The sequence below is a fragment of the Coprococcus aceti genome, assembly GCF_025567285.1.
GTDB classification, from domain to species: domain Bacteria; phylum Bacillota; class Clostridia; order Lachnospirales; family Lachnospiraceae; genus Coprococcus; species Coprococcus aceti.
Genome location: NZ_JAOQJT010000002.1, coordinates 351,692 through 378,189 on the forward strand (window position 1 = coordinate 351,692; position 26,498 = coordinate 378,189).

A 26,498-nucleotide genomic window follows, 5' to 3' on the forward strand; every position below is an offset into this window, starting at 1 on the left:
CCTCCACGTGTTATCTGTCTAACACTAGGATTGTCAGATACATGCCAATTTATTCATATTTGCACCACTTTTACTGATATATATGCACGCAAAAAGACCATGAAAACCAATTTGTGCCCTAAGTCACTCATCATCTTCATGGTCTCTTATCTTCGTATATCTAGTTCTTTCTGAACTCCTCAAGTTCAAGTCCCTCATTGTGCTGGAGAACCTGATCGATGACCCACTCATTTGCAAACAGGAGAAGCGGATTACCCTTCATGTCCTTAACCTTCTTGACATCGCTCACACGCTTGAGCTTTGTCACGTCTATGGTAGGATCCTTCACCCATCTGATATAGTTATATGGTATCGGCTCAAGTCTTATCTCACAGCCGTACTCATTCTCAAGTCTGTACTTAAGTACATCAAACTGAAGTACGCCGACAACTCCGACTATGATCTCTGAAAGACCCGCAGTGTACTCCTGGAATATCTGTATAGCACCCTCCTGGGCAATCTGGGTAACACCCTTGACAAACTGCTTACGCTTCATGCTGTTGAGCTGAACAACCCTGCAGAAGTGCTCCGGTGCAAATGTAGGGATACCCTCATACTCAAACTTCTTTCCGCCTGTTGTGAGCGTATCTCCAATCGAGAACAGATCAGGATCAAATACACCTATAACGTCACCGGCATACGCCTCGTCGACGATCTTCCTGTCCTGAGCCATAAGCTGCTGTGGCTGGGAAAGCTTGATCTTTCTCTTGCTGGCAGCATGATATACCTCCATGCCTGCCTCAAACTTACCAGAGCAGATTCTCATAAATGCGATTCTGTCTCTGTGAGCCTTGTTCATATTTGCCTGAATCTTGAACACAAAAGCTGAGAACGGCTCTGTTACAGGATCTATGATTCCCTCTGATGAATTACGTCCGATAGGAGGTGTCGTCATCTTAAGGAAATAGTTCAGGAACTGCTCGATACCAAATGTATTCAGCGCAGAACCGAAAAATACAGGGGAGAGCTCTCCGGCTCTGACCTTCTCTATATCCATCTCCTCTGTGGCACCATCTATAAGCTCTATCTCCTCATTGAACTGGTCAAAGAGGTATGGGCCGACAAGCTCCTTGAGAGCCTCATCGTCTATATGATAATCTGTTTCCTCCGCCTTCTTGGCTCCACCTGTCGATATAGCCTGGAACGTGGACACTATCTTGGTCTTTCTGTCATATACACCCTTGAACTCTTTTCCTGAACCTATAGGCCAGTTGACAGGGCATGTCTTGATACCGAGAACAGTCTCTATATCATCGAGAAGCTCAAATGTATCCCTTGCATCTCTGTCCATCTTATTTATAAATGTGAATATAGGTATATGTCTCATGACACATACCTTGAAGAGCTTTATGGTCTGAGCCTCAACACCCTTGGATGCATCGATCACCATGACCGCAGAATCCGCAGCCATAAGTGTACGGTAGGTATCCTCCGAGAAATCCTGATGTCCAGGTGTGTCAAGTATGTTTATGCAATATCCGTCATAATTGAACTGCAGAACAGACGAGGTTACCGAGATACCTCTCTCCTTCTCTATATCCATCCAGTCCGACACTGCATATTTGGAATTTGCCTTTCCCTTTACAGATCCCGCTGTGTTTATTGCGCCGCCAAAGAGCAGAAACTTCTCTGTGAGTGTAGTCTTACCTGCATCAGGATGTGAAATTATAGCAAATGTCCTTCTTCTGTTGATCTCTTCTCTTAACTTGTCATCCATTATCTTTTCCTCATATACAATTTATTGATTCTTATTCTTCAAAATGTCCCTGTTCTTCTGAGCCCAGAGCATAAGCGACTGTATATTCACAGACATCTTCTCCAGCTCCTCAAGGACAGCATCAAAAGCTGCAACCTCGGTCTCGTCGACTATTCCATCAGCGGTGATCTCTATAAGCTGCTCAGATATATCTTCCATCTTCTTGGAGGATCCGAGGAACTGAAGTATGAGCCTGTCAAGGCTGTCCGCATTTATCGGCTTCACCGTCTCTTTTCCTATAGGGCAGTCGCCTGAACAATAGCTGTTACAGAGCTCGGGTATGTCATACGCCTTTGACATGGAAAGTACCTCCTCAGGGTACGGAACTACTGTGCCAAGCTCTATTCTTGAAAGCCTTGTCCTGTCTATATTGAGCACCTCTGCACTCTTCTCCCTGCTTGTAAGGTTATCGTTCACCTTAGACGCATTATATCTTGCGACATAATATTTATTGTTAAGCGCCTTTGTAGCTTTTTTACTCATTTTTTTCTCCTTATGTAGTTCTTCCTAATACACCTAATTAAACATAATAACACACAATATCAGCCGAATCAATCATCTTAATATCCGGTGAAAAAGTTCCATCAGAAGCTGCGCAAAATGCAGCTATAAAGTCTATATTCATATCTCCCTCTGCATGCGCAGGATCCGCTATTTCATCCATATGCATACGGCCGTCACACTCAGCCCTGCATACGGCATAATTGCCCAGCCAGATATTCTTCTTCTCCATATGTGCATTGTCCATGACCATTTTCTGTTCCTCATCCTTCATAAGTATGCCTGTTCCGGTCATCTTGCTGTACGCCTCGCGCCTTGTCCACACACATGTGCTGTATATTTCCGGGTGTGCACACGACATCACACATTTTTTGTCCTCATCCGAATACAGGCGGTTAACTATGCTGTCCGATATCCTTCTGACTCTCTCAACGTCTATACCACAAGGCTCACCGCCTATCGCAGCCGCCACACAACCCTCGGTATGGCTTATCGAAAACTGAATGTCCTTTATAAACGGCTTTCCCGCCTTATTCTTCTCATACGTGACCAGCCGTTCATCAATTCCGGCACATTCCCTGAGAGCATGTGCAAGCAGGATTCCCGCTGCAAGACTGGCATTCCTGTCATCCCGCCTCCTGAGACGTTCCACCTTACACCTTCTGTATTCCGATACTGCATCCAGACATCTGCCATATATCCCATCGTCAGCAAATGCCCCCGTATCCATTATATATGCTCTGTATCCGTTAAAAGATTTATTCAAATCCAATTCCATCTCTTTCTACCAAATACGCCATGGTCATAACAACAATACAGCCCCTTAATACTCGCATATTAAAGGGCTGTATAAACTAACCTATATTGTGACAAAATCAGGGAAGCTCTTCATATCCTTGTTCACCTCATCAATATGAAGTCCCTTGTAATCATATACTGCATTGTAAGCCATCTGCATCTCCATCGCACACTGCATCATGGATACCGGAACACCGACAAATATATCATCGATCGAGATCTCTATCTCACCCGGATTGAGCGTTATTGAATCCTCCTTCTCATTGTAAGGTGGAGCCATCAGTATCGCTTTGACTGCCTTGCTGAAATACGGCATCACATTTGGAACCGATATATATTTCTTTGCAAGAAGCTTCTCCTTATATCCGTCAGCAAGAACACACAGAGGCTGTTCCTCTGATATATCATCCACAAACGCCCTGGCAGCCTCCTCCATGATGGATGTTCTCCTGTCGTTGATCGGAGATCCGTACATAACGTTGAGATCCTGCTCCGTGAGCTTCTTATCAGCAAATGCCACTGTGAACATCTTCTCAGGACCATATGCTCCGACACCGGAAAACAGCTCTCTGTATATCTTCTCCATCTCATCCTTGACAGGAACAACTCTTCCACTGTCTATATTGGACTCGTTGTCCAGCATGAGCTTGATGATCCCTGTCTCCATCTCTTTTATCCTTCTGGATGTGACATAATCAGTCGGAAGGAATTCATGTCTCTTGGCTTTCTTGAGTATATTGCCAACAGCCTTATCACCGTTATTCGCAAGATCCTCGATGGAATTCTTCAGATCCTCTCCAAACTGTGAATATATCTCGTCAAGTCTCTCTGCCCTCTGCTGAAGCCATCTAAGTGTATCTCCAAACAGATCCTGTGCATCGAGTTCATCTATAAGCTTTGTTCTCTCCGCAGCAAGTGCTTCCTTGATGCATGCATCGAAATAACCATTCTCAGTCTCCCTCTTCGCTGAAGGGAAAGTGAAGAATCTCTTCGCAACAATGGTCTTGATGGAATCAATGATTCTGGTATATTCACCCGACGGTGTATAATCCTTCATCATCTTCTCAAGCTTTCTGACTTCAGCCATCATACCCTTTGTAGAATCTGTTACACCGGCACTCGGTGCACCTATGACATCTATTGCGCCATATGGGCCAAACTCATTCATATATTTGGATATCACATCATCAAGTGAACTCCAAAGCTTGTTCTTCATCGACTTTATGATAACCGGAAGTTCCTTCTCAAAGTTCTCCATCTTCTTGGCAAAGCCCTCTCGAAGACCGTCCGTATTCTTCTTTATCATCTTATATGTAGGCTTGGTGATCTGACCGTACTGTATGAGACCGTTCACGGCAAGTTTGATATTCTCACCCTGCTCTTCCTGCAAGAATACAGTGAGCTCTGTGAGTACATTCTTGATATCCTCCCCGGCATTGCCCTCCTTGAACGGAGATCTGAACAATCCCTTATATGCCTGGGAAAACAGATCATTCTCACACATATTCTCTATCTCTTTGATAGGAATATGGTAGTCAGCCTCGCTTACTACCTTGTAATAGCAGTTTGACTTCTTGATATTCTCGTCACTGTGCTCCATCTTCCAGTTCGTGATGGAATATCCCTCATTCTCAAAAAATACATCCCTGAGAAGCTTCCTGTCGTTCTCCACGTCATTGTTGCCAATGAACTTGTTGCTGGCTAGCCTGTAGAGGAAGCTTGCTGTATCCCTTGTGATGTATCCCTCAGGTATGTAGCCCTGTTCGTCCTTTCTACCTGATACAAGCATGCAGGCATCAAAGAGATTCTCCCTGATGACCATCTTGTTTGACTTACTGATAAATGTATAGTTGTCATCCTTCTCGGAGAGCTTCATATAATAATCAACTTCCTTGAGGGTCGCACATCCATTTGCATTGAGTCTCGCCACAAGCTCTGTATCTTCATATACAGCCTTATGACCGAACAGTACATCCGGTGTGAGCAGGCAACCGCCAATCCTCAGATTGTTCCACTTCTTCGCCTTGCCATACGCACGTATGTTATATGCGACATCTGAGAGGATTCCACTTCCGGTTCCTCCGGCGATTCCGGATACGATCAGGACATCGACTGTTCCCTCCGTCGTCTTGTCGTATACATCCTGAAGCTTGTCAAAAAGGAGCATTCTGACATCCGTATATGCATTCGAGAACATCAGACGTCCAATCTGTCTGTTCCCCTTTGCTCCGTCTCTTCCTATCGTGATAGCCGGGAATTCAGGATCCATCCAGTTTGCAAGATTCTCATGGATCGGATTCTTCTGGATTCCATTCTCCAGAACATTCTCAATGTCCGGTCTGTATATACTGATAACCTCAAGGGCATTGAAACCGACACCCTCCTTGCTATCATCTATGGTAGCCTCCATCTCTGCTATATCTGAATCTATCATGAGGAAATTAATGTTATCCTCGGGTGTGATGTTATCCATCAGCATACCCTTAAGCGCGCAAACGGTCCTGCCTCCAAGTCCCCCAAGACCTATTACGAGCAGATTCTTGTTGAATCTGTTCTCATGACTTATACGTCCAAAAACACGTATGTCTTTTAATTTGCTAAACTCCTCTTTTTGAGTATCAATAAGTATCATAGATTATGCCTCTCCTTAATATGCACGTACACTTCTTCCCCCATAGTGAATTTTCTGTACCTGAAAACCCACATTTTCAATTTATCACTATTCTTATTGATTTTCAACAAAAAGCGTTAATTTATTTGGCATTTTTTCTGAATTTTGACATATTTAAGCATTAAACACTTTCTACTTATCTGTCAATTTTACCCTGTCTCCCACGATCTCAAAACAACCGAAGCTTTTGAGAAAGCTTGAAAACTTACTGTATCCATATTTCTTTATGCTGAAGCCGGGTATAATATTCTTAAGTTCTGTATTCAGCAGTCCCATATTGTACATAGTGTCAGAATTCTCCGTGAGAAGTCTCACTATGCGCAGCTTGACAGCACTCTTAGGATCGATATGGTTCTTGATGGACACAAACTTCTGCCTGCCGCTGTCTATATCCAGATCGTCAAACTCCTCACTGAGGAATGTTGACAGCTTGGAATATCCATAATTTCTCACGTCAAAGTCAGGATATTTGTTCACAAGGCGGCTTCCGATCTCACCCATGTGAGTCTTCTTATCCTTGTCGTCATTCTCATCTATTATATTGTAAACAGTCTTCTTTATATCCCTTATGCTCGTGATATATGACTCGTCCACGGCCGCAGCCTCAAGCATGGCATTCTTCGACGCAGGCTTATTGAGATCCTCCGTCACCAGTGAATCAAGGATCTTGAAGCTTGTACATGCACTCACGAACGCTTTTGGAGTCTTCCGCTCTCCCATTCCGATGACCTGCTTGCCAGCCTCCCTGAGTCTCGATGCAAGCCTAGTGAAATCGCTGTCGCTTGTCACCAGACAGAATCCATCTATATTGCTCGTATAGAGAAGATCCATCGCATCTATTATCATGGCCGAATCCGTTGAATTCTTTCCTGCTGTGTATGAGAACTGCTGTACAGGCTGTATAGAATATGACAGCAGGCAATCCTTGTCCCAGCCATTGTTATTCTTTGACCAGTCCCCATATATCTTTCGCACTGTTATTGAACCGAGCCTTGACAGCTCATCGAATATGCTCTCAATATATTTTGCCGATACATTCTCTGAATCGATAAGTATCGCATATTTGTTAGAAATCTCACTTGATATTTCTTCCATATAAAAGTTCCTTTCATTTATCAGTTCTCTTTTCCGGTCTCAACCCCAAACCTGCCCGGTCCGTCCTGGAAATACTCGCGGGTAAGCTTCACTACCGTACCGGACAGCATGAATACTGCAATCAGGTTAGGTATGATCATAAGTCCGTTAAAGGTGTCCGCTATATCCCAGAGGAGTCCGAGATCCATAGTCGCACCGATGATCGCAACAAATGCATACACAACCATGAACGGCTTGATAAGCTTATTTCCAAACAGGAATCCAACACATCTCGAACCGTAAAGGCCCCATCCGAGTATAGTTGAAAATGCAAAGCAACACAAAGCCACTGCTGTGAATATCGATATCCAGCTTCCGTAGGTTGCAACAAAGCCGTTGATCGTGAGGTCTGCTCCCGCTGCTTGTCCATAGGCTACCTCAGTTCCACTGCACAGTATTACAAGTGCTGTAAGTGTACATATAACTATAGTATCAATGAATACCTCGAATATTCCCCAGAGTCCCTGCTGTACAGGATGTTTTACATCAGAGCACGCATGTGCGATCGATCCTGTTCCAAGGCCGGCCTCATTTGAAAAGATTCCTCTCGAAACACCCTTTCTCATGCTGAGAAAAAGGCTTCCAACCACTCCTCCGGTCACTGACTTCGGATTGAATGCCCCCTCAAATATAGATGCAAATACGCCTGGAACGCTCTTGATATTTATAAACACAAGGACCACCGCCATGATGATGTACATAGCCGCCATGAAAGGGACCAGCTTCTCTGTCACGCTTCCAATTCTTTTGATTCCCCCTATCAGAATAAGTGCAACCAATATGGCTATAATAATACCTATCACAAGATTGATGGTAAATGTATTGCTCCTGTCAGCCAGATTATAATTAAAAAGTGCTGAATCTATAGCCGTAGTTATGGTATTTACCTGTGTCGCATTTCCAGTTCCAAAAACAGTGAGTATTCCGAGAACAGAATATGCTATGGCAAGGAAATATGCATTCTTGCCAAGACCATTCTTGATATAGTACATTGGTCCGCCGACCCAGTCTCCATTTGAATCTTTCTCTCTGTAAAAAACAGCCAGTACAACCTCAGCAAACTTTGTTCCCATTCCAAGGAGTGCTGATATCCACATCCAGAACACGGCGCCAGGGCCTCCTATAGCAATCGCTCCCGCAACCCCCGCTATATTACCGGTTCCAACTGTTCCCGCCAGCGCAGTACACACAGCCTGAAACGGACTTATAGCACCGTCCGATGTCTCTTTCTTGTTGAATATCTTTCCGAATGTGTGCTTGAACGCATAACCGAACTTTGTAAACTGAACACCTCGGTTTCGTATAAGGAGCCACAGTCCTACACCCACGATACATATCATGGATGGCACTCCCCATATAAAATTGTTCACCGATGAATTAACATCAGTAATGATCTTAAGTAATTTATCCATATCTGCTCTTTCTCTTTTCGTTTTTCTTATTTTTTACATACCAAGTATGATTTTACAATACATTGTGCTTGTTGTGCAAGAAAAACCGCATCCACTTTAGTCATGGATGCGGTTTTTAATTTATATAATATTGTTATATACTTTTAACTCAAATTATGTATTTGGAGCTATTCAATCTCTGCCCAGCTAAGTGATGAATCACTTTCTACAATTACATAATCATTTGTATAGTCATTATTGTATGTATCATCATTTTCTGAAGCATATTCTGCAAGGCCACTATCCAAAGAAGTTATTTTCTTCTCGCCATCGCATAGCTCCCACTGTTTTAATTCGCTATTATACACTGCTCTAACCCATTCTTTTTGACGAACCTTTGTGTTTTTGTCTCTCCACAATGCATAATATTCCAAAGCATCATAATTGTCCGTTATAGATGCAACACATACTGTTGCAACCTCATACGGGCCTTTCACACCAATATAATCTAACACGTCACCAACAGTATACGCCGGTGCATTCGTGTACTCAAATTTAACATAATGTTGATCACCAAACGCCTCGTCATTATTATCCAAAACATCTTCTGCATCTGCATTCTCCTGCCGTTCCTTGATTACTGTCTCATAATAATATACTTTTTCATCAAGATTGTAATCCCACTTGACAATCGTATCTGAGCCAAACATATTTTTCTCAACAGTAACAGGAACACCTCTTAAATATCCCTGAGGAACTTTTACATCCACAGATACATCATATACAATATAGTATTCATCTGTTTTTATCACATTGTCAACAGACAGAACATCTATCTGACTTTCATCACTAATATCAACATCAACAATATGCCCATTATCATCACACACTCTACCTGATGTATTCATTAGATTCTTTTTTATTTTGTCCGCTCCTTTATTAGCCAGCATTACGAATTCAGGAATAATTCCCCAAACAATTGTGACAATACCTACACACACCATCAAAATTATCTCACATACTCCGAGCGCCGAATGTTTGTCCACATTTTTCATAAATAAATGAACACACAATATGAACAAGCAAATGCATCCTATTATCAATATTGGTAATTGCATAATTTAATTTTCTCCCGTAAAAAAATAGTGCGTGTCTATTCGATAATGTCAATTATGAACGAATATCCAGATGTTCGAACACAATATAACCCTGCAGGTGTACCTTCTGGAATCTTATAGTATCCATATCCCTCTGGAGCAGTCTGCGCTTCTGCATAATATTTTTGTCCTAATACATAATACTTCACAGATACCGTAGCTGATCCTTCCTTGCTTTCATAATCTGAATAATATTTATAGAATATGCCTGTCGGTTCTGTATACGATAAATAGTAATCACCATTTACTTCGACGTAATCCTGTATACTACTTGCTGTTTCTCCATTTATCTCATAGATTTTATTTAAAGGCATATTGTTTTCTTCCATTTTTTCGCTCAAATTCTTTCTGCGAAACTCTATACAGCCATTATCTGCATCTACAGTAAATTCCTGTGGCATTGTATATCCCTCCGATTCAATAGGGTATATATCATAATTCCAGCCTCCGCCAAATTCCACCAACAAATCACCTGGATACATCTTTACGCAGGAGAAATCTGAATCGGTAAATTTAATATAACTATTATCATTCTCATCAAGGACATGTGAAGAATCCATTGAATACAATCTGTCCTCATGCTGTATCCAATATTTTTTAAAATATCGTTCACCTTCATTCTCATATGCATTTACAGCCTCTTTGTACGACATAGGTGAGCCATTATCTGTAATTATATTTGACGCTTCTGTTGTGGTTACCTCAGTGGTTGTTACTTCTGTTGTGGTTTCTTCTGTTGTCACTTCTGTTGTTGCCTCTGTTGTAGTTGCTTCTGTTGTTGTCGCCTCTGTCGTTGTCTCCTCAGTTATTACCTCTGTAGATAACACTCCAGAACCTGATTTACCATTATTTCCACAGGAGCACAATAATGCAATTCCTAATACTGCACAGGATCCTATTATTGTTTTTCTTAATTTCATCATCTCTTCGCCTCTTTCTCAGCAGATTGCCGTATATTATTCAAATTATAAATAAGTTTCTAGTATGCCTCCCCTCTTTTTGATTCTTTTATTATTTTTTACTCATGTAGCTCTTCTGAACTATAGGAGTTACAACGCCTATCTCTATTTGACCCATGTCAAAACCATACGGCGTTAACATCCATATAAATTCGATTTTTAATCTATTAACACCAGTTATATTCAAATCAAAATTCTGAGGCAGAACACCACTCTTAACAACATCCGATGAATATAGCAGCTCACCGTCGCCATATATTTTTACTTTACCAGCCGCAGAGGATTCAGCATTATCCTTACAGTCATAATGTAATACAACCTTACCTGACAACTTGTCATACTTACCGCCGAGTAAATATTCTATTTCGCTGCTTTCCGAGTCTGAAAACATATATCCTCCAGATTCACTAAGTAATATACCGGAAGAATAAGAAGTTCCAGTGTTATCCTTATCTATTCCAGCCCACTTATGTATGTCGCTATCCTTGTAAAATTCATCCAAATCAGAGAGCGACACAGGCTCAAAACTAGAAATTCTTTCAAGCTCATCTAATAACTCTACATCTTTACCAACTATATTTATTGCATCGTTAATTACTTTTTTTGCTGTATCATATTCATTATTTTTTGTATGAGTTTCTGCCTTATCTATTGCAGCGTTAATACATTCATTTTTAGTTTCTGCTTTCTTTACCTTATATGAGTCATCCTTAAAATAATTTTCCAACTCATCATATATACCTATTGCATCAGACCAGTCCTTTTCTTTCTCATATGATGCAGCTTCACTCTCCATATAATCCCTATATGTTTTTTCCACATCTTCTATTTTTCCGCTAAGTGACCCATCATCATACACTTTCATAGCGCTCTTATATACATCTATTGCCTTAAGATATTTTTTATCTTTAACGTATATTTCTGCCTCAGCTACAGTCATCTCTATAAATTTTGTCTCAGATTCCTTTATCTTATTTTGAGAATCATCGTAATTAGTATCATTTACAGATACTTTTTCATAGTAGGGAATTGCCGCACCATATTTTTCTGAATTATATAATTCCTCTGCTTTATCATAATTGAGCTTTGACTTTCTTAGATCCGCTAAATCTGCTTTTTTCTGAGTTATATATTGTTCAACTTCCTGATTATCCGTCTCAATTCCAGACAATCCATCTACTGCAGCCTCATAATCTATACTCCCGGAATTGTATGATTCAACATAATTTTCTGTTTCTTCTTTTGCCTGTTTTACAGTTGTACATCCATACAACAGAGGCAAAGTAATCACACACAGCACAGATAAAATTATTACTTTACTTTTCATTCCCATCCCCCTATTCATTAAGATTTCTCAGAATTTGATTGTTTACATCACAAACAGTATCCATCTGAGAATCATCAAGATATCCATCTGCCCTCATATATTTTGTCATACCAAGCATCAAAAAATCAGAATGAATTTTTTTGGTAGAAGTCTGTGATGCTACAACATCCCAATCTTCTGAATTCTCATTCCAGTCAACTGTTACATAAATATAATCTGTTGTAAGATCATTATGCCAAAATTGAACATAATACTCCAAAGCATCAAGTTCATCTACACAATAATAAAAATCGTAATCAGGATTGTACATATCTATTTGTTCACCAGCACTTACAAGCATGACCGTTTCAACATTTGCATAATCCGTTCCCTGTTGACGATTGATATAATTCAGAAGTTGTCTTGGTGTCAGATATGGAGACTTATTATATTCAAATTTAGATGATGTATATTCTGCATTAGCCCATACCAAATAATATGTTGTGTTAAATAATCCCTTAACTTTATAATTAAATCTAATATTATCTACATACAGTTTTCCCAGACTGCTTTCATATGAAAATTCACAATTTACTTTTATTTGATTTTCACTTGTGGTTATCTCATAGTCTGTTATATGCCCCTCCCCAAATCCATCTACATCTTTATAGTTGCCCATCAATGAGCCACTTACTTCGAAGTCTTTTATATCTCTTTCTATTTTTTCAGGAGTAATCCTCATATATAGTTCAGAAATGTCATATCTTTTTTTATAGAAGTATCCAACTACAATCAACCCTATAACTATAATAACTACAACATTTATTGTTAGCACTGTCACAACTGTTTTATTTTTTTCCCTATTCATATACTCTCCTCACTTCATCGTTAAAATTTAACTTATAAGCATTATAACGAATATACGTCATATTTTCAACCTTTATAACGTATTTATATATCTAACTTTCATTTCATGAAACTGTAAAATAATTATCATGCGAGGTAGAATATATGAATAACAACGAAATTCTAAAAAAAATAGAAACATATATGAAATTAAGGAACTGGTCTATCTACAAATTGGCAAAAGAAGCTGATATTCCTTACTCTTCTTTAAACTCAATGTTCTTGAAGAACACACAGCCCACAATTCCTACATTAGAAAAGATTTGTTCCGGATTAAATATCTCCATGTCTGATTTTTTCTCCGACAAACATGCTGAAAACATTCCTTATATGAGCCTAACAGAAGATGAGCAAGAGTTATTATCTCTATACAACAAATTATCAAAATCTGACAAAAAACTTTTTATGTACTACGCTCGAGGATTTGCTAAATCAGATTTATCTACCAACGATTCTGAATAAATTATTTGTTTCATATTATGTTATAGATAAGAAAAAGCGCAGGTGAAAACAATTCACCTACGCTTTTACATTTTTGCCATAATCTATTTTTTTCTTACTCTCTGTTCTTCAGCACCTCAGCCGGCACGATCTTGTTCAATCTGCCGACCAGAACTCTGTTGATTATAAAATACAGGACAAGTATTCCGCCGTAAAGCGCAGCCCAGAGCCACGGGGCAAATGTCAGCTTGACGCCGCAGTTTACATTTGACACCAGAGAAGGATACACTGCACTCATTATAAGCTTTGCAAGTGGCAGGCATATGGCTGCTCCGATTGCGATTATGAAGAAATTGCCATCCAGATATAGCTTTCTGATCTCCTTCGTCCTGAAACCAAACACCTTTATCAATGAAATCGAGAATGCTGATCTGTCAATCATAACCTTCATCATCAAATACATTACCACTACGAATATAAGTGTCGAGATAATAACTATCATAATAACCATACTTCTCATCTGATCTGCAAATATTCCAGCAGCCGACTCTATATCGGCCTTTGTTGTGGTTGCGTAAAGTCTTGCAGGATCAACCTCCAGATCCTTGTCTGAAAATACTACATTGTACTCATCACTTCCAGCTCCGAACAGCTCCCTTGCATCATCTATAGTCATGAAAACATAAAATGCCGGAGTATACTGTGTCACGCTGTCCACTGTAAAACCATAATCTATATCATTCTCCTCGTCGTGGAGCACGATTTCGTCACCCACACCATAACCATATTTCTCAGCAAATGATGATGATATGGCAACTCTGTTCTTGCCATTCTTAAGGTCAACATCAAAATACTTAGTATTCTTTGAAAGTCCAAGAACTGTCACATCCCAGTTGTAACCATATACCTCTTTCTTCAAAGTCTTAGCATACGCTGCCTCACCGCCCTCAGGGGGATTCTCTGTAGGATATTTGTATGTATACATATATTCATAATGGGTATCCTCCACATTCTGCTTCTTGACCTTTGAACAGAAAGTTGCAGTGTTAAGGCTTAACATCAGGCATATGAGGGCTATAAACATTCCAATCACAACGGTCAACCCTGTTCTCATCTCTCTGAGCATCTGTCTGACTCTGAATCTTCCGACAAATCCCATGTCTCCGAGATCGACATTGCTGCCCTTCGGCTGCTTGATCTCATTCTTTATAAGTGAAAGAGCTGTCTGTGAGAGCTTCTTTCTGATAACGAAGTAGTTCACAACTATCGCTGCCAGTGGCGGCATCACGATACCGTACACTATAAGAATCGGCGGGATCTTCACATCCATAGCAGGAATTGAATAATACGCATATGCATCTGCCATCTGAACAGGGATTCCAACATTGCTTATCCCGATCAGGAAACCGATTATGCCTGCAGCTGTTGTGACTATGACCGGAAGTGTCAGATAATGCATCATGAGATCTCTTCTCTTGACCCCCAGGGCATAAAGTGCACCTATGACGCTGCTCTCCTTCTCTATTCCATGTACAACGAATACCGATATGACATATGTGAACAGAAGCATGAGCAGCACACCGAAGAAATATCCCGCCTGTACATTGATCTGCTGGTCATCAGCGGCTCCGCCTGTTCTCGGATTATCATCACTTGTCACAAATGATGTAATATTTGCAAGATCTGTGTCGTAATCCTTGAGGAATGAATCCGTCTCCTTCTTGAGTTCTGCCACTCCATCCGCAAGCTCATCCGAGCCATCCTTTGCCTCTGCAGCTCCGTCGGTATACTCCTTAATACCGTCCTTGAATGCCTTGATGCTGTCAATGTCACTCAGGGCACTTTCAATGCTCATCGCCAAAACTCCGCCCTGACTGTCGGCGATCTTCTTCATCTCGTCATTGTAATTATCCTCTGTGAGCTCTGTATCCAAACCATACGCTGAGAGAGATGATGACGCCTGTTCAAGGTATGCGTCAAACAGCTCCTGTGCCGCATTGTTGAGCTTCCTGTTGTTATCAGTGAGTTCTCCAAGTCCATCTGCAAGTTCATTTGCGCCTGACTTAAGATCCTTTATGCCATCCTTGAAATCGTTTATGGCTGCGCCAGTTCTATCCCAGTATTCCTGGAAATACTCATCATCTATTCTGTCTGTGTCAACCTTAATGTCCTCAAGAGCGTCCTTCACATCATCACATGTGGTCTTACCCTTAAGTCTGAACGCATAAAGATATGTCTCTGTCTTAACACTCTCGCCTGTTGCATGAAGTTTATCATATGCACCCTCTGTAACGAATACTGTTCCAAACACCTTACTGTCAACTACAGTATCTGACATCTCCTTGAAAAGAGCATTATAATCAGGTGATGTCCCTATTCCTGTCACCTTGAATTCATTTCCTGCTATCTGTATTATATCTCCGACAGAAATATCATTTACCTGACTGAATCTCTTCTCAACAACTATCTCATCATCAGCCTCCGCAAGATTTCCCTCATCACATTCCACAAGATCTATGTTCTCCCTGTTGGCAAATACCCTCAATGTCTTGCCATCCATGACCTCGTAGTCCTCGTAGAACATCCCCTCAACCTCTGCGCCAGCATCCTCAAGCTGGGAGATCTCATCATCGCTCAGTGGAACGAATACGGAAAACTGACCATCCTCTATCTTATTTGCCTCGTCATGTGTCTCGCCATTGTCAATGATCGTATATCCGGCTCCTATCAGCGAGACAATGACATACATACCCATGATGATAAGAAATGCAAGTGCTATGTATCTGAACAGATTATTCTTCAGATCCCTCAGAACCCTTTTTCTCAAAACCTTCTGCATATTACAAATCCTCCAATTCTGACGCTGGAACTCTCACTTCGTTCTCATACTCCTTGCTTATAAGGCCATCCTTTATGAAGATAACCTTGTGAACCATATTCTTGATGGAATTGTTATGTGTTACTATCAGCATGGTCGTTCCATACTTCGCATTTATCTCCTCGAGAAGAACAAGAATATCTCTGGATGTCTTGGAGTCAAGAGCTCCTGTCGGTTCATCACAGAGGAGAAGTTTTGGATTTTTCACCAGAGCTCTCGCTATAGCACATCTCTGCTGCTGTCCACCTGAGAGCTGTGAAGGGAACTTGTTCTGATGCTCCGTAAGTCCCAGTGTCTTGATAAGATCATCCACAGGAAGCGGATCATCAGTCAGATACTCACACACCTGTATGTTCTCTCTCACTGTGAGGTTTGGAACTAGATTGTAGAACTGAAATATGAATCCCAGATTATCTCGTCTGTAATCTGAAAGCTGGTCGCTGGTCATGCCAAATATCTCTGTGCCGTCAACCTTTATCGAACCTGAATCCATGGTGTCAAGACCACCTATACAGTTCAGAAGTGTTGACTTACCTGAACCTGACGTTCCCTGTATAACACACATCTGTCCTTTTTCAACACCTGTGTTTATACCTTTAAGCACCTGCACATAGCTTCCACCCTCTCCATAGCTCTTCTTTACTCCTGACACTTCCAAATACATAATTTTTCCTCCTTTATGATATCCTCGTTGTTCTAATTTTCATTTACTTTATTTTTTATAGCAACTCATTACACTTTAGTAGCTATTCAAATGTTCATTTGCATACATAACGCTGTTATGGTTTAAGCCTTTTTTTAGGTCTTCCCAGCAATTCGGAAGACCTGTAATAAGACATAATGGGAATTTGATTCCCCTGTACCACATTTTTCATTTTACTGTTTTCAATTTTCTATTCCGGTCAAATCTTATTCTGGATCCTGCCACGGCTTAACCAGGCCATACCAGCCTGAGATCAGATATTTCATACCTGTCTCAACGAACTTCAAGGCATCCTTCTCATTGTCAATATGTGTCACCATGAATATAAACATATCAATCTGTGAATGAGACATCCAATGTACCACATTCCTGTCAACCATCGGTGTTCCATAAGCCCTGCACATCGCCTCACATATAAATGCATTGTGTGCATCCATCTGATCCACTATATTGTCTGGCATGCTCTCCATGCTGGATCCCTGTGACTTCGTAAGAACAAGAAGCACTTCTTCTCTATGCATATAAATCTCATGCACTATGTTCCTGGCCGACTCAAAATCACTGTCCTCATTGTGGTCTGATGCCATGCCATTGTTCATCTCGTCCACCTCAACGGAAAAATGCTCGGTCAACACAGCGTTGAGTCTGTCCATCATATGTCCCACAACATTGCAGAACAGATCGTCCTTATCCTTAAAAAAGAAATATAAAGCTCCGGTTGTCACTCCTGCCTTCTGACATATATTTCTAAGTGACGCACCCATAAATCCCTTATCCATGAACTCTTCCTTGGCACACTTTAGAAGTTCTTTCCTCGTCTCGCTGTCATGTTGTATTTTCTTTGCCATAATCCTCACCCATTTAATTATAATATAAAATAACATAACAGTGTTACGCTTGATAACACCGTTATGTTAAAACATATCGATCATTTTGTCAACTATTTTATTCCTTATACATATCGCTATAAATTCTGTCTATAGTCTCATCACGGCTCAACTTATCGTACAGATAATAGTCAGAATCTGATTTAAATGATCCATACACATCCTCAGATTCCAATATCGGTGCCATAATCGACAATTTGTCGCTGTTTTCTTTTCTCATAGCATCTGCCTGTACCTCAAATCCAGTCAGCATATCATGCTCATCAAGAACAGCAAGTGCCGAACTGCTGATCGGAACACCCTTTTCTGTTCCCTGTCTTAAAGTCATTTCCTCACCGTTCAACAGATAATTCAACAGCTTTGCGGCCGCTTCTGGGTGTTCAGTATTATTACTTATCGCATACATTGTTGCAGGTTTAACAAACCAGCCTAAAGATTTTGCCCCCGGCTCACATATGTATTCTCCTATTTTTACATCATATCCATTTTCCTTCAAAGGATCACAATATCCTCCTGCATCACTTACCCACGCAAGAGTGCCGCCAACCTCACCGCTGGCAAAAGCATTCCTGTTAAATGAATCTACAGACATTAAGACTTTTTTATCAAGTAGTTCCTTATAAAAATCCAACATGTCACCTATCTGTTCCTTATTCAGATTCAATGTGCCATCAGATTTGACCGGATCATTTCCGGTTGTCTGTATATAATGTGAAAGCAGCATAAAAAATAATGATTTTTTTGTCATGCCCAGAGGATATACCCCATCTTTGCTCATGATTCTGGCTGCATCAAACAAGTCATCCCATGTTCTGGGAATACTAAGTCCATATGAGTTCCAAAGAGTCTCATTATAATAAAAAGTCTCCGTATTGAACGCGATAGGAACAGCATTTAATCTTCCATTTTTTGTTCCAAAGGCAAGCTCTTCTTCAGTATAGTTTTCAAAATCAATATAATCCGAAAGCGTATTAAGATCATAAAAGCCAGATCCGTCAGAAGAATATGTATCAAGCCAGCCATAATTTATGAGCATAACATCCGGAGTCTCCTGTGATTTCATATATATATGCTGTCTTTTCTCGTATCCATTCCACACACCATATTTGCATTTGACGTTTATTTCTGGATTTTCTTTTTCAAATATATCAACAGCATCCAGTGTGTACTGGTTTCTACTATCATCGCCCCACCAGGAATATTCTATAGTTATCGTATCCCCGACAGCCATATCTGTTTTTTGCTCTCCGCAACCACTAATTACAAAAAGCAAAAAAAGCATCATCAAAACCGATAATCCTCTTTTGTGATTTTTAATTATATGTTTCATCTGTTTCACCTCTGATCAATCCTGATTTTCAACGAACCAGCTATACTGACTTTTTCCGTTTCTCTTTGATTTATACAAAGCGGTATCAGCCTTCTTCATCATGCTTTCATAATCAGATGAGTTCTCTCCATCTACTATGTAAACACCTGCTGATAACGAAAGATTACATTCAGTATATTGTTTCGAAATCGTTCTGGTAAAATCTTCAGCCAACAGTCTCAGCTCAAATTCCATTTTCTTTCTAACACTTTCCAAAGTCCATCCAGTAAACTTCCTGTACACTGCAAACTCATCACCACCTACCCGTCCGATCACGGAATCTGCTCCAAGCATTTTTGTGAAGAGTTCAGCAGTTTTAGACAGAACCACATCCCCTTCTCCATGACCCAAAGTATCATTTACCTTTTTAAAATTGTCCATATCTATCATTATAAACACATGTGTGACTGTTTCTGACTTTTCCTCAAGACAGGATCCAACAACTTCTCCAAACGAAGCTTTATTCATAAGTCCTGTAAGCTGGTCATATTCAGCCTTTTGCTTTAATTCCTCAATAGCTCCGGAAACAGGTGTATATATTCTTTTCAATACAATGCTTCCTGTCACAACAACCAATAAAGCCAGCACAAGAGTTGCTACAAATGAATACAATTTCAATCTCCCTACTTCTTTGAATATCTCAGATTCACCTATGTAAGACACTACTCTCCAGCCATTTGAACATTGTGCTACGGATATAACATATCCATCCGAATTTGTCTGATATTCGAAGTCGTCATTTTCCTTTGGAAGGTTCACTTCAATTTTTTCTCCAACGCATTTTGCATTATTTGAATACGCAACTTCCTCGAAATCATTTACAAGACACACCCTCATATCCTTGAGTTCATGACTTAAATTCACCACTGAACTTAGTTCCCTGCTATAGAAAGAAGTTACGATCACAGCATTTTCATTAAGTTTCTTGACGTAGAAAAGCCTGTCTGGACTGTTTAAATAATCAAAAAACCAACCGGACATTGTCTTCTCGTCATTTATATGTCCAGTAAAATATGTATATATTCCTCCATCCGGAAAAGCCTGAAGTGTTGTGTTGGAAATCCATCCCACGCTCTTGTCATTGGAATATACGACACCAAAATCTGTAAAGTTGTCAAACACACCAAGGTCACTTATCCTATTCTGAATCGCCGCTTCCTGCTGTATTCTGGTAAATTCATCCAGACTATCATCTGTGGCATCATACTCACACAGCTGATCATCGGAGAAAAAAAGAGCCACTGTATCTTCTATACCGACAAGATAATTGTCGACGTTGTATCCAAGCTGTTGGTTGTTAGACGATATAAGATTCACTATCTTGCTTCTCATATTATCAACTGCCTGTTTTGTTATGATAAAAGATATCATACCTGCTGTGGCAACAACAGCAGCCAGGAAGATGATAGCGAATCTCCTCCTGGCTTTGCTTATCTCATATTCAGTTCTGTTCCTGCTGTTTGCTGACATATCTTTCTTCCCCCGTGTTATATACATAGCTATTATATAACAACTATTATTTGTAAATTGTCAATCTTTTTTCTTTCCGTAATCTTTACACGCTAGTATCCATATTGCACTCATTCCACAAAATCCTACTATACTCACCAACACTCCTGGCCAAAATAATGGATATTTAAACTTTATGTTTGTCACTCCTGTTCCAACACACAGCATATTATTTTCATCCATTATCTCCGAATCAGATACGAAAATATCCTGATATGCAAGAGTAGTATTTATCACGGCTCCATCAGCAATATCTGCCGGAGCATCATTTACTGTTATCACCATTCCACCGTCCGTTATCTCACTACTTATAGGAATCAGCGTTCTCTCAGGAAGATCCTCCGGGCTCACGCCAAGAATATCCTCAACTATCTTCTCTGCACCGCTGTCCCCTGTCACACTATAATAGTACAAAAGATTCAGTCCCACATATTTGATATTCTGACTGTTCTCGTCCGTGGCTGCAAATGCAAGCTGTTCCATCTCATAAGCGAATGTACCTGTCACGTTCATGGCTCCGGTTATATATCCGGTATTCCACTCTGACATATCATCAGGAAATCCTGTAGTAGATATCTGCTCACCGTCATAGCTAAAAATCGGATAGCTGGACTTTAATGATACAGACATATCCGTAACTCCAAGAAATACATGCTGCCTCGTTGCGCTGTCCGCTGGGACATGTGTCATGTCTATGACAACATTTACACCAGAATCCGCAAGAGATCTCACCATCTCCTCAGCCTTCTGTCTGGTGTCATATGAGAATCCGGTCAAAATTACAGTATGGTAGCTTTTCAGTTCGTCCGTAGAATAATCCTCTATATTTGAGGACATTCCTGCCTTAAAAGAAGGAAATGCAAGGGTTATCCCATCCGCATAGTCACCTATGACAATGCCATCATACTGCGTGACAACACCGAACTCCTCCGGACCATCAAGCTTAAACAGGCACACCTTATCCGACTCATATGTCAACGTGTAGCCACTCTTCTTTGCGCTTGCAGTGACATCATCGAGAGTCTTTCCCTTTGCACCTATATACTTTCTGTCAATTGCAACTGTATCGTCTCCAAGCTCGACCGATCTGTCAAACAGATAATCATACTGTTCATTCTCAAGTGCCTGGTTGAGCAGCATTATGTTGTCAGCGGTCGCAGCCCCCTGCCATGCCCATCCAAATGTATATGACGCCCCCCCATCTGTACACACTCCGTACGATGGATAGGAACCGAGACTTGAAAGATCCATGAGCGATGCCCTCTGACTTGTGTTATCCCTCAAAAGGCCCGCCACAGCCACACCGTCATCATTTGCCGGAACGCTGTACCTCTCAAATGTGAATGACGGTATCGCATCCACCACAAGTATGATCACCGAGGCAATCACAAATGGCTTTCTGAGCCGCTCCCACTCTATGAGCGACAGGAAGAAAAATCCATATGCTATAACTGTAAATCGCGTCATCCAGAGTGCCTGACTCATCGGCATCTTTCGAAGTATCGGCAGAACATCCGGTGTCGTGAGCACAAGGATTACAAGAGCCAGGATAAATCCTGATTTTTTCTTGTTATCTGCAAGCAAAATTCCCGCTATGGAGAGCAGGACAACGGATATTCCAAAATAAAATGCGCCGATATCTCCATTTATACGGTTTAACGGATTGAGCGATGAAGAAAGATCAGACATCCACATCGTCATTACATCTGATGCTGCCTCGGAATCCATGGATGATATTCCGCCCGAAAGTGATGGCACAAGCCACACTCCCATGATGAGTATGCCACATATCATCGTGAGCAGGATGATCACCTGACGTCTTATACCCATTTTCCTGTGATGATCGAACAACAAAAACAAGAAAGTTCCTATTCCGATCATAGCTATCATCATGATATGGGTAACGGTTATGAGCATTGTAAATATGAGAATCCCGGCAAGTGCCCATCTCTTCTCTTCCCTGAGATACACCCAGATAAAATATATGAGATATGGGAGAAGGAAGGACACGACCATTCTCGGCATATTGCCCTCATCAATGTACATTCTCGCATTTTCAGGCATGAAGAACCACAGCACAGCAAGTGCTGTTCCAAATACAGGCCTTCCGATTCTTCTGCCGATGAGCAGAAATGCCAGTCCGCCGAAGAATATATACACGCCGAACAAGAGGTAATATGCATTTATCACATTTCCCCCCGTGAAACACATGAGAAGTGCTGTTATATAATATGAAAGAGGCGGCCAGTACCTGTATAACTGGATTCCGTTATACCATGTCTCGTCATACAGAGGATATATCTGTCCACGTTTCAGTGCCTTATAGAGATACTCCGACTTGTACATATGCCCCCATACATCATTTCCCGATGGTTCAGTCACTACGTTCTTAAAGTGTATGACTCCAACCGCTGCCAGTGCGGCAAGGACAACCACACCAAGAGCGAAATAAATATTAAGTTTTCTCCTGCTGAGTTTATCCTTTTCTGTCATTTGGTCTCGTCATTTTCCTTTATATCTTTGAGTATCCTGTCAGTTATGGAGTTTATCGTCTGCATCTCCTCCGTGTAACTATCGTCGATAAGACTTACCACATACGACATCGATGGGGACTCGCTGATCTCCATCATGAGAAATATCCAACCGTTTCTGTTCAATATCTTCGTTAGTTCTTCCTTGAAATACTCACATATATTCTCAAGTGTCGGATTGATCATATCAAACGGCGGAACATCGTTTAACGTCTTGTCCTGGTATGCACTTAAAAACTCCTCAACCCTGTGTTCAAGATGGTGAAACTTGACAGTCTCATCACGTCCCTTGACAACATTTATCACAATCTCCCATGTGTGGGGATGTATTTCTCCCATGAGTCCATTTTTGTATATGCCATGTCTGGCATTCAGATAGAATTTGAATTTATACTGTCTGAACCTCATATAATTCACCTCTCAAAACATTTGAACTCAACATCATTTGAATTTGTTCTCATCTGCAGCCGCCTTACCAGTTCGCAAGGTCCAGCAATCTGTCCTTCTCATGGTAAAATGTATTTCTTGGATTTTCCGTGGATACAACTTCTCTGAGTACAGTCTCCAGCTCCGCTCCTTTAGAAAACGCCTCCCATTTGGACAGCATTTCCTCTCTCGTCTTTTCAGCTGCTGCAAGATCCGTCTTGTACATGATCACCACGAAATATCCCTTTGAAAGTTCCGCTGTAACATGATTTTTTCCCATGGAACCCTTTATAAAGTCCATGATCCTGAAAATGGCATCCCGTGAGAAATACCTGTCTCCCATCCTGACGCGAATGAACATAAAAGTGATCGGAAAAAGTTCAGTATCCGAAGATTTCGACAACAGCGTGTCAACTATCTCCAAATCATAGTAACCTTCCCTCTTTATCTCCGTCTTATCGAAATCCCTGTTTCTGAGTTCTTCCTCGTACTGGTCTGTCAGTCTTTCATACTCATCAAACTTTTCATTCCGCTCTGTAAGATCGGACTGCAGCGCAATAACTTTTCTTCCCTCATGTCCAATCCTCCCTGCAAATTCAATTAATATACATCCAAACACCAGTATCGTAGCTATAACGGCTGTCACAATGTAGAATTCCATATTTGAGGTTCCATACTCCTCAAGAACATAATCTTTGTCTGTAAATACACCACACACATACTCTGTTCCAGACACAGACGCCTCACTGACTATTCCGCCCAAATCTTCCATATAGAGTTCAAATTCCGCCTTAGATGATATATTCTCCAGATTCTTTGTTGTATCATCATCCTTCATATACAGCACTCTGCCATCTTTGAGAATGAATCCCCACGTAGTTCCGGATACCGGCACAGAATGTCTTATGAAATGTATCATCGCATCCTCCGATTTCCCAGCCAGCCCATCTGCAATAATCTGCGCTGTGCTGTCCTGTTCATTCTTAAACGAATGTACAACATTGTCCCTGTTGTCCATGATATGGTATCCATAATATATGATCTCAAGCAAAGTGGTGACCAAAACAACTACAAATGCTGCCACCAGTCTTCCCCTGTACGTTTTTTTATTTTCTTTTCTCTTCTCTGTATTTTTATCTGTAGATCTGTCCATCATCTGGTCTCCTCATGTGCACCTGCCAGCTCATCCTCAGGATAGTTGACAAATCTGCGTACCTTATCTAGTCCGTGTGTAAACCGCAGAAAATCGCTCCTTACTACGCCCACTGCCGTATCCCTTTCATCTGAAAAAGTCTGCATCTTCCAGCTGCCCTTTGACTTCATGGAATTTATTATTCCGGCAAACCTGAACCAGAATACAACAAAATTGTAAAGTGGCAGCAGAAATATCAGATAAATTTTTCGCACATAGTATCTTCTAAGCTTTTTAAAGGGCTTTAAAAACAGGCTTATACATATATAAAGAAGTGCTGTGGTAAAAACATACAGCATGTACATAATGATGACCGACTGTATGATAAGACTAAATGGGTAATTCACAAATCCCAGACATATTAGTGCGAAGTACCATATCATTCGCGGAAATGCAAATGTATGATCAAACATGACAAGTCTAACTATGAAATCCGAGAAAAATCCCCTGACCACATTCATTCTGTTCTTCATGAACATATGGACAACCTCTATCTCCCCACGCTGCCATCTCTGCCTCTGGATATACAATCTGTTCACGTCTTCTATCGGATCAACGTAAAATATCGCCTCACTGCAGAGAACCACACTTTCACCAAGCACATCTCTTATCTGAAATGTTACGTGTGTGTCCTCGCACACTGTATCCGTATTGTACATATTGGTTCTCATGATGGTGGAACGTCTGAACGCTGAAAAAGCACCGGAAAGTGTAAATATGTTGTTGAATTCTGACTGAAAGTTTCTTCCGGCAAGAAAAGCCTGGGCATACTCAAAAAACTCAAGTTTTCTGAGCAGGCGAAGTCCGAATCCCTTTGTCTCGTCTATCATCTCAGGATTTGTCATGATTGTACCCGTCATACAGTCAATATCAGCGTTTCTCTCAAACTTTACGACCATATTTCTTATGGCATCCCTCTGCAGAACACCGTCACTGTCTATATGGATCACATATTTGCCAAAGCTGTTGAAAAGCCCAAGGTTCAGTGCCTTAGACTTGCCCTGCTTTGAATTTACCCAGTTCATGGTAAGTTCCGGAAACTCCTCCTGACACTCGCAGAACACTTCAAAGCTTCTGTCTGTACTCATGTTGTTGACGACAAGTATATATATCTTATCATTTGGGTAACTTGAATCATTAATTGACTTGATACACCGTCTAAGACTGTGCTCTTGATTGTACACCGGTATTATCATGGTTATCTCAGGTGAAAAGTTTACTGCCTTCTCCTTATGTGACACTATCTTTTTCTTTATCAGTATCACAAAGTTGCCTATGGTCGGAATGATCTCCATAACTATAGGTATGATGACCCAGGCTGCCCAGAATATAATAGAACTATGAAATATCTGCATTATGTGCGTCAAACTTAAAACCTCCAACCTTCTGTCTTATTATCTGCGACTTTGTAAATACAAAGAAATATAGTGCAACCGTGCATGCATAGAACACAAGACGCCCTATTATCGTATGGGCAATGAAGTATGAACTTTCTCCAAACATATATATTATGAGGCAGATCACAAATATCCTGAGTACATTTGACACAAATATCGCAAATCCTCCCACTACGCTGAGCACGCTTTTCTCATATGTGTGATACAAAGGAAAAAACCACAGGAGCGCCAAAAATGCCAGTATCTCTATGATGCCTGAGCACTCATAGTCTATATACATTGAAAGGTTTGTATCCCCTGTGGATATAAATATTACATTTTTGTTGAAATAAGACTCGTATATTCCAGTCATATCCCCAAACATCCCTGCCACTGCGGATACTGCTTTTTGCAGTGGGGCAAGAATGACCGGCTCAACCAGTATAAGCATGTATATAAAGAGACCCACACTGCCTGCAATGAAATACCAGAATTCGAGTTTGCCACGTTTTAGAACCGTAAGCACATATATCCATATAATAAACGTTACGATCAACAGTATGTTCAT

General features: G+C 40.8%; 21 protein-coding genes. 1 reads left to right on the forward strand and 20 read right to left on the reverse strand.

Annotated elements, in window-relative coordinates:
- Positions 1-160: 160 nt before the first annotated feature.
- The 10 genes from OCV54_RS04025 to OCV54_RS04070 form a co-directional block, all read right to left on the reverse strand.
- Positions 161-1,756, reverse strand: a complete 1,596-nt coding sequence (locus OCV54_RS04025) for a peptide chain release factor 3 (RefSeq protein ID WP_055222719.1) — start codon at positions 1,754-1,756, stop codon at positions 161-163.
- A gap of 21 nt (positions 1,757-1,777) precedes the next feature.
- On the reverse strand, positions 1,778-2,278 hold the full coding sequence (locus tag OCV54_RS04030; RefSeq protein WP_015535018.1) for a helix-turn-helix domain-containing protein: 501 nt from the start codon (positions 2,276-2,278) through the stop codon (positions 1,778-1,780).
- 37 nt (positions 2,279-2,315) lie between these two features.
- The gene (locus OCV54_RS04035; RefSeq protein ID WP_172674879.1) at positions 2,316-3,062 is read right to left on the reverse strand and encodes a 4'-phosphopantetheinyl transferase family protein; all 747 of its coding nucleotides are present in this window, start codon (positions 3,060-3,062) and stop codon (positions 2,316-2,318) included.
- A 93-nt stretch (positions 3,063-3,155) separates the two neighbouring features.
- The gene (locus OCV54_RS04040) at positions 3,156-5,726 is read right to left on the reverse strand and encodes a tubulin-like doman-containing protein (RefSeq protein WP_055222723.1); all 2,571 of its coding nucleotides are present in this window, start codon (positions 5,724-5,726) and stop codon (positions 3,156-3,158) included.
- 171 nt (positions 5,727-5,897) lie between these two features.
- Positions 5,898-6,860, reverse strand: coding sequence for an NYN domain-containing protein (locus OCV54_RS04045; RefSeq protein ID WP_022216373.1), 963 nt, complete (start codon positions 6,858-6,860; stop codon positions 5,898-5,900).
- A 20-nt stretch (positions 6,861-6,880) separates the two neighbouring features.
- Entirely contained in the window at positions 6,881-8,311 is a 1,431-nt protein-coding gene (locus tag OCV54_RS04050) for an alanine/glycine:cation symporter family protein (protein ID WP_022216372.1), read from the reverse strand.
- Positions 8,312-8,478: 167 nt separating this feature from the next.
- Positions 8,479-9,345 carry a hypothetical protein gene (locus OCV54_RS04055; RefSeq protein ID WP_055144316.1) on the reverse strand — a complete coding sequence of 289 codons (867 nt, stop codon included), beginning with the start codon at positions 9,343-9,345 and terminating at the stop codon, positions 8,479-8,481.
- A gap of 98 nt (positions 9,346-9,443) precedes the next feature.
- On the reverse strand, positions 9,444-10,370 hold the full coding sequence (locus OCV54_RS04060) for a hypothetical protein (RefSeq protein ID WP_022216370.1): 927 nt from the start codon (positions 10,368-10,370) through the stop codon (positions 9,444-9,446).
- An 88-nt stretch (positions 10,371-10,458) separates the two neighbouring features.
- A complete protein-coding gene (locus OCV54_RS04065; RefSeq protein WP_022216369.1) occupies positions 10,459-11,733 on the reverse strand; it encodes an NPCBM/NEW2 domain-containing protein in 1,275 nt (424 codons plus the stop codon).
- A gap of 10 nt (positions 11,734-11,743) precedes the next feature.
- Complete coding sequence (locus OCV54_RS04070; RefSeq protein WP_055144314.1) at positions 11,744-12,580, reverse strand: hypothetical protein; 837 nt, start codon at positions 12,578-12,580, stop codon at positions 11,744-11,746.
- A 143-nt stretch (positions 12,581-12,723) separates the two neighbouring features.
- Between OCV54_RS04070 and OCV54_RS04075 the strand changes: the two genes are divergently transcribed.
- Positions 12,724-13,080: a helix-turn-helix domain-containing protein gene (locus tag OCV54_RS04075; RefSeq protein ID WP_055144312.1), complete on the forward strand. Its 357-nt coding sequence runs from the start codon at positions 12,724-12,726 to the stop codon at positions 13,078-13,080.
- Between the two features lie 94 nt (positions 13,081-13,174).
- On the opposite strand, the gene OCV54_RS04080 is transcribed toward OCV54_RS04075, so the two are convergent.
- From OCV54_RS04080 to xrtG, 10 genes are all read right to left on the reverse strand, one after another.
- Positions 13,175-15,898 carry an FtsX-like permease family protein gene (locus tag OCV54_RS04080; protein ID WP_055222724.1) on the reverse strand — a complete coding sequence of 908 codons (2,724 nt, stop codon included), beginning with the start codon at positions 15,896-15,898 and terminating at the stop codon, positions 13,175-13,177.
- Between the two features lies 1 nt (position 15,899).
- Positions 15,900-16,601 (reverse strand): ABC transporter ATP-binding protein, encoded by a 702-nt coding sequence (locus tag OCV54_RS04085; protein ID WP_055222726.1) that lies wholly within the window; start codon positions 16,599-16,601, stop codon positions 15,900-15,902.
- A gap of 245 nt (positions 16,602-16,846) precedes the next feature.
- Positions 16,847-17,488, reverse strand: coding sequence for a TetR/AcrR family transcriptional regulator (locus OCV54_RS04090; RefSeq protein WP_055144308.1), 642 nt, complete (start codon positions 17,486-17,488; stop codon positions 16,847-16,849).
- 97 nt (positions 17,489-17,585) lie between these two features.
- Positions 17,586-18,758, reverse strand: a complete 1,173-nt coding sequence (locus OCV54_RS04095) for an ABC transporter substrate-binding protein (RefSeq protein WP_055222728.1) — start codon at positions 18,756-18,758, stop codon at positions 17,586-17,588.
- A 114-nt stretch (positions 18,759-18,872) separates the two neighbouring features.
- Positions 18,873-20,366 carry a GGDEF domain-containing protein gene (locus tag OCV54_RS04100; RefSeq protein ID WP_055222730.1) on the reverse strand — a complete coding sequence of 498 codons (1,494 nt, stop codon included), beginning with the start codon at positions 20,364-20,366 and terminating at the stop codon, positions 18,873-18,875.
- Positions 20,367-20,426: 60 nt separating this feature from the next.
- Positions 20,427-22,898 (reverse strand): 6-pyruvoyl-tetrahydropterin synthase-related protein, encoded by a 2,472-nt coding sequence (locus tag OCV54_RS04105; RefSeq protein ID WP_022216362.1) that lies wholly within the window; start codon positions 22,896-22,898, stop codon positions 20,427-20,429.
- Positions 22,895-23,344 (reverse strand): 6-carboxytetrahydropterin synthase, encoded by a 450-nt coding sequence (locus tag OCV54_RS04110; protein WP_022216361.1) that lies wholly within the window; start codon positions 23,342-23,344, stop codon positions 22,895-22,897. Before OCV54_RS04110 ends, OCV54_RS04105 begins: the two co-directional genes overlap by 4 nt.
- A gap of 64 nt (positions 23,345-23,408) precedes the next feature.
- Positions 23,409-24,515 carry a hypothetical protein gene (locus OCV54_RS04115; RefSeq protein ID WP_055222731.1) on the reverse strand — a complete coding sequence of 369 codons (1,107 nt, stop codon included), beginning with the start codon at positions 24,513-24,515 and terminating at the stop codon, positions 23,409-23,411.
- Positions 24,515-25,921: a TIGR03111 family XrtG-associated glycosyltransferase gene (locus OCV54_RS04120; protein ID WP_022216359.1), complete on the reverse strand. Its 1,407-nt coding sequence runs from the start codon at positions 25,919-25,921 to the stop codon at positions 24,515-24,517. Before OCV54_RS04120 ends, OCV54_RS04115 begins: the two co-directional genes overlap by 1 nt.
- Positions 25,893-26,498 carry an exosortase family protein XrtG gene (xrtG, locus tag OCV54_RS04125; protein ID WP_015535028.1) on the reverse strand — a complete coding sequence of 202 codons (606 nt, stop codon included), beginning with the start codon at positions 26,496-26,498 and terminating at the stop codon, positions 25,893-25,895. The genes OCV54_RS04120 and xrtG overlap by 29 nt, the downstream gene beginning before the upstream one ends.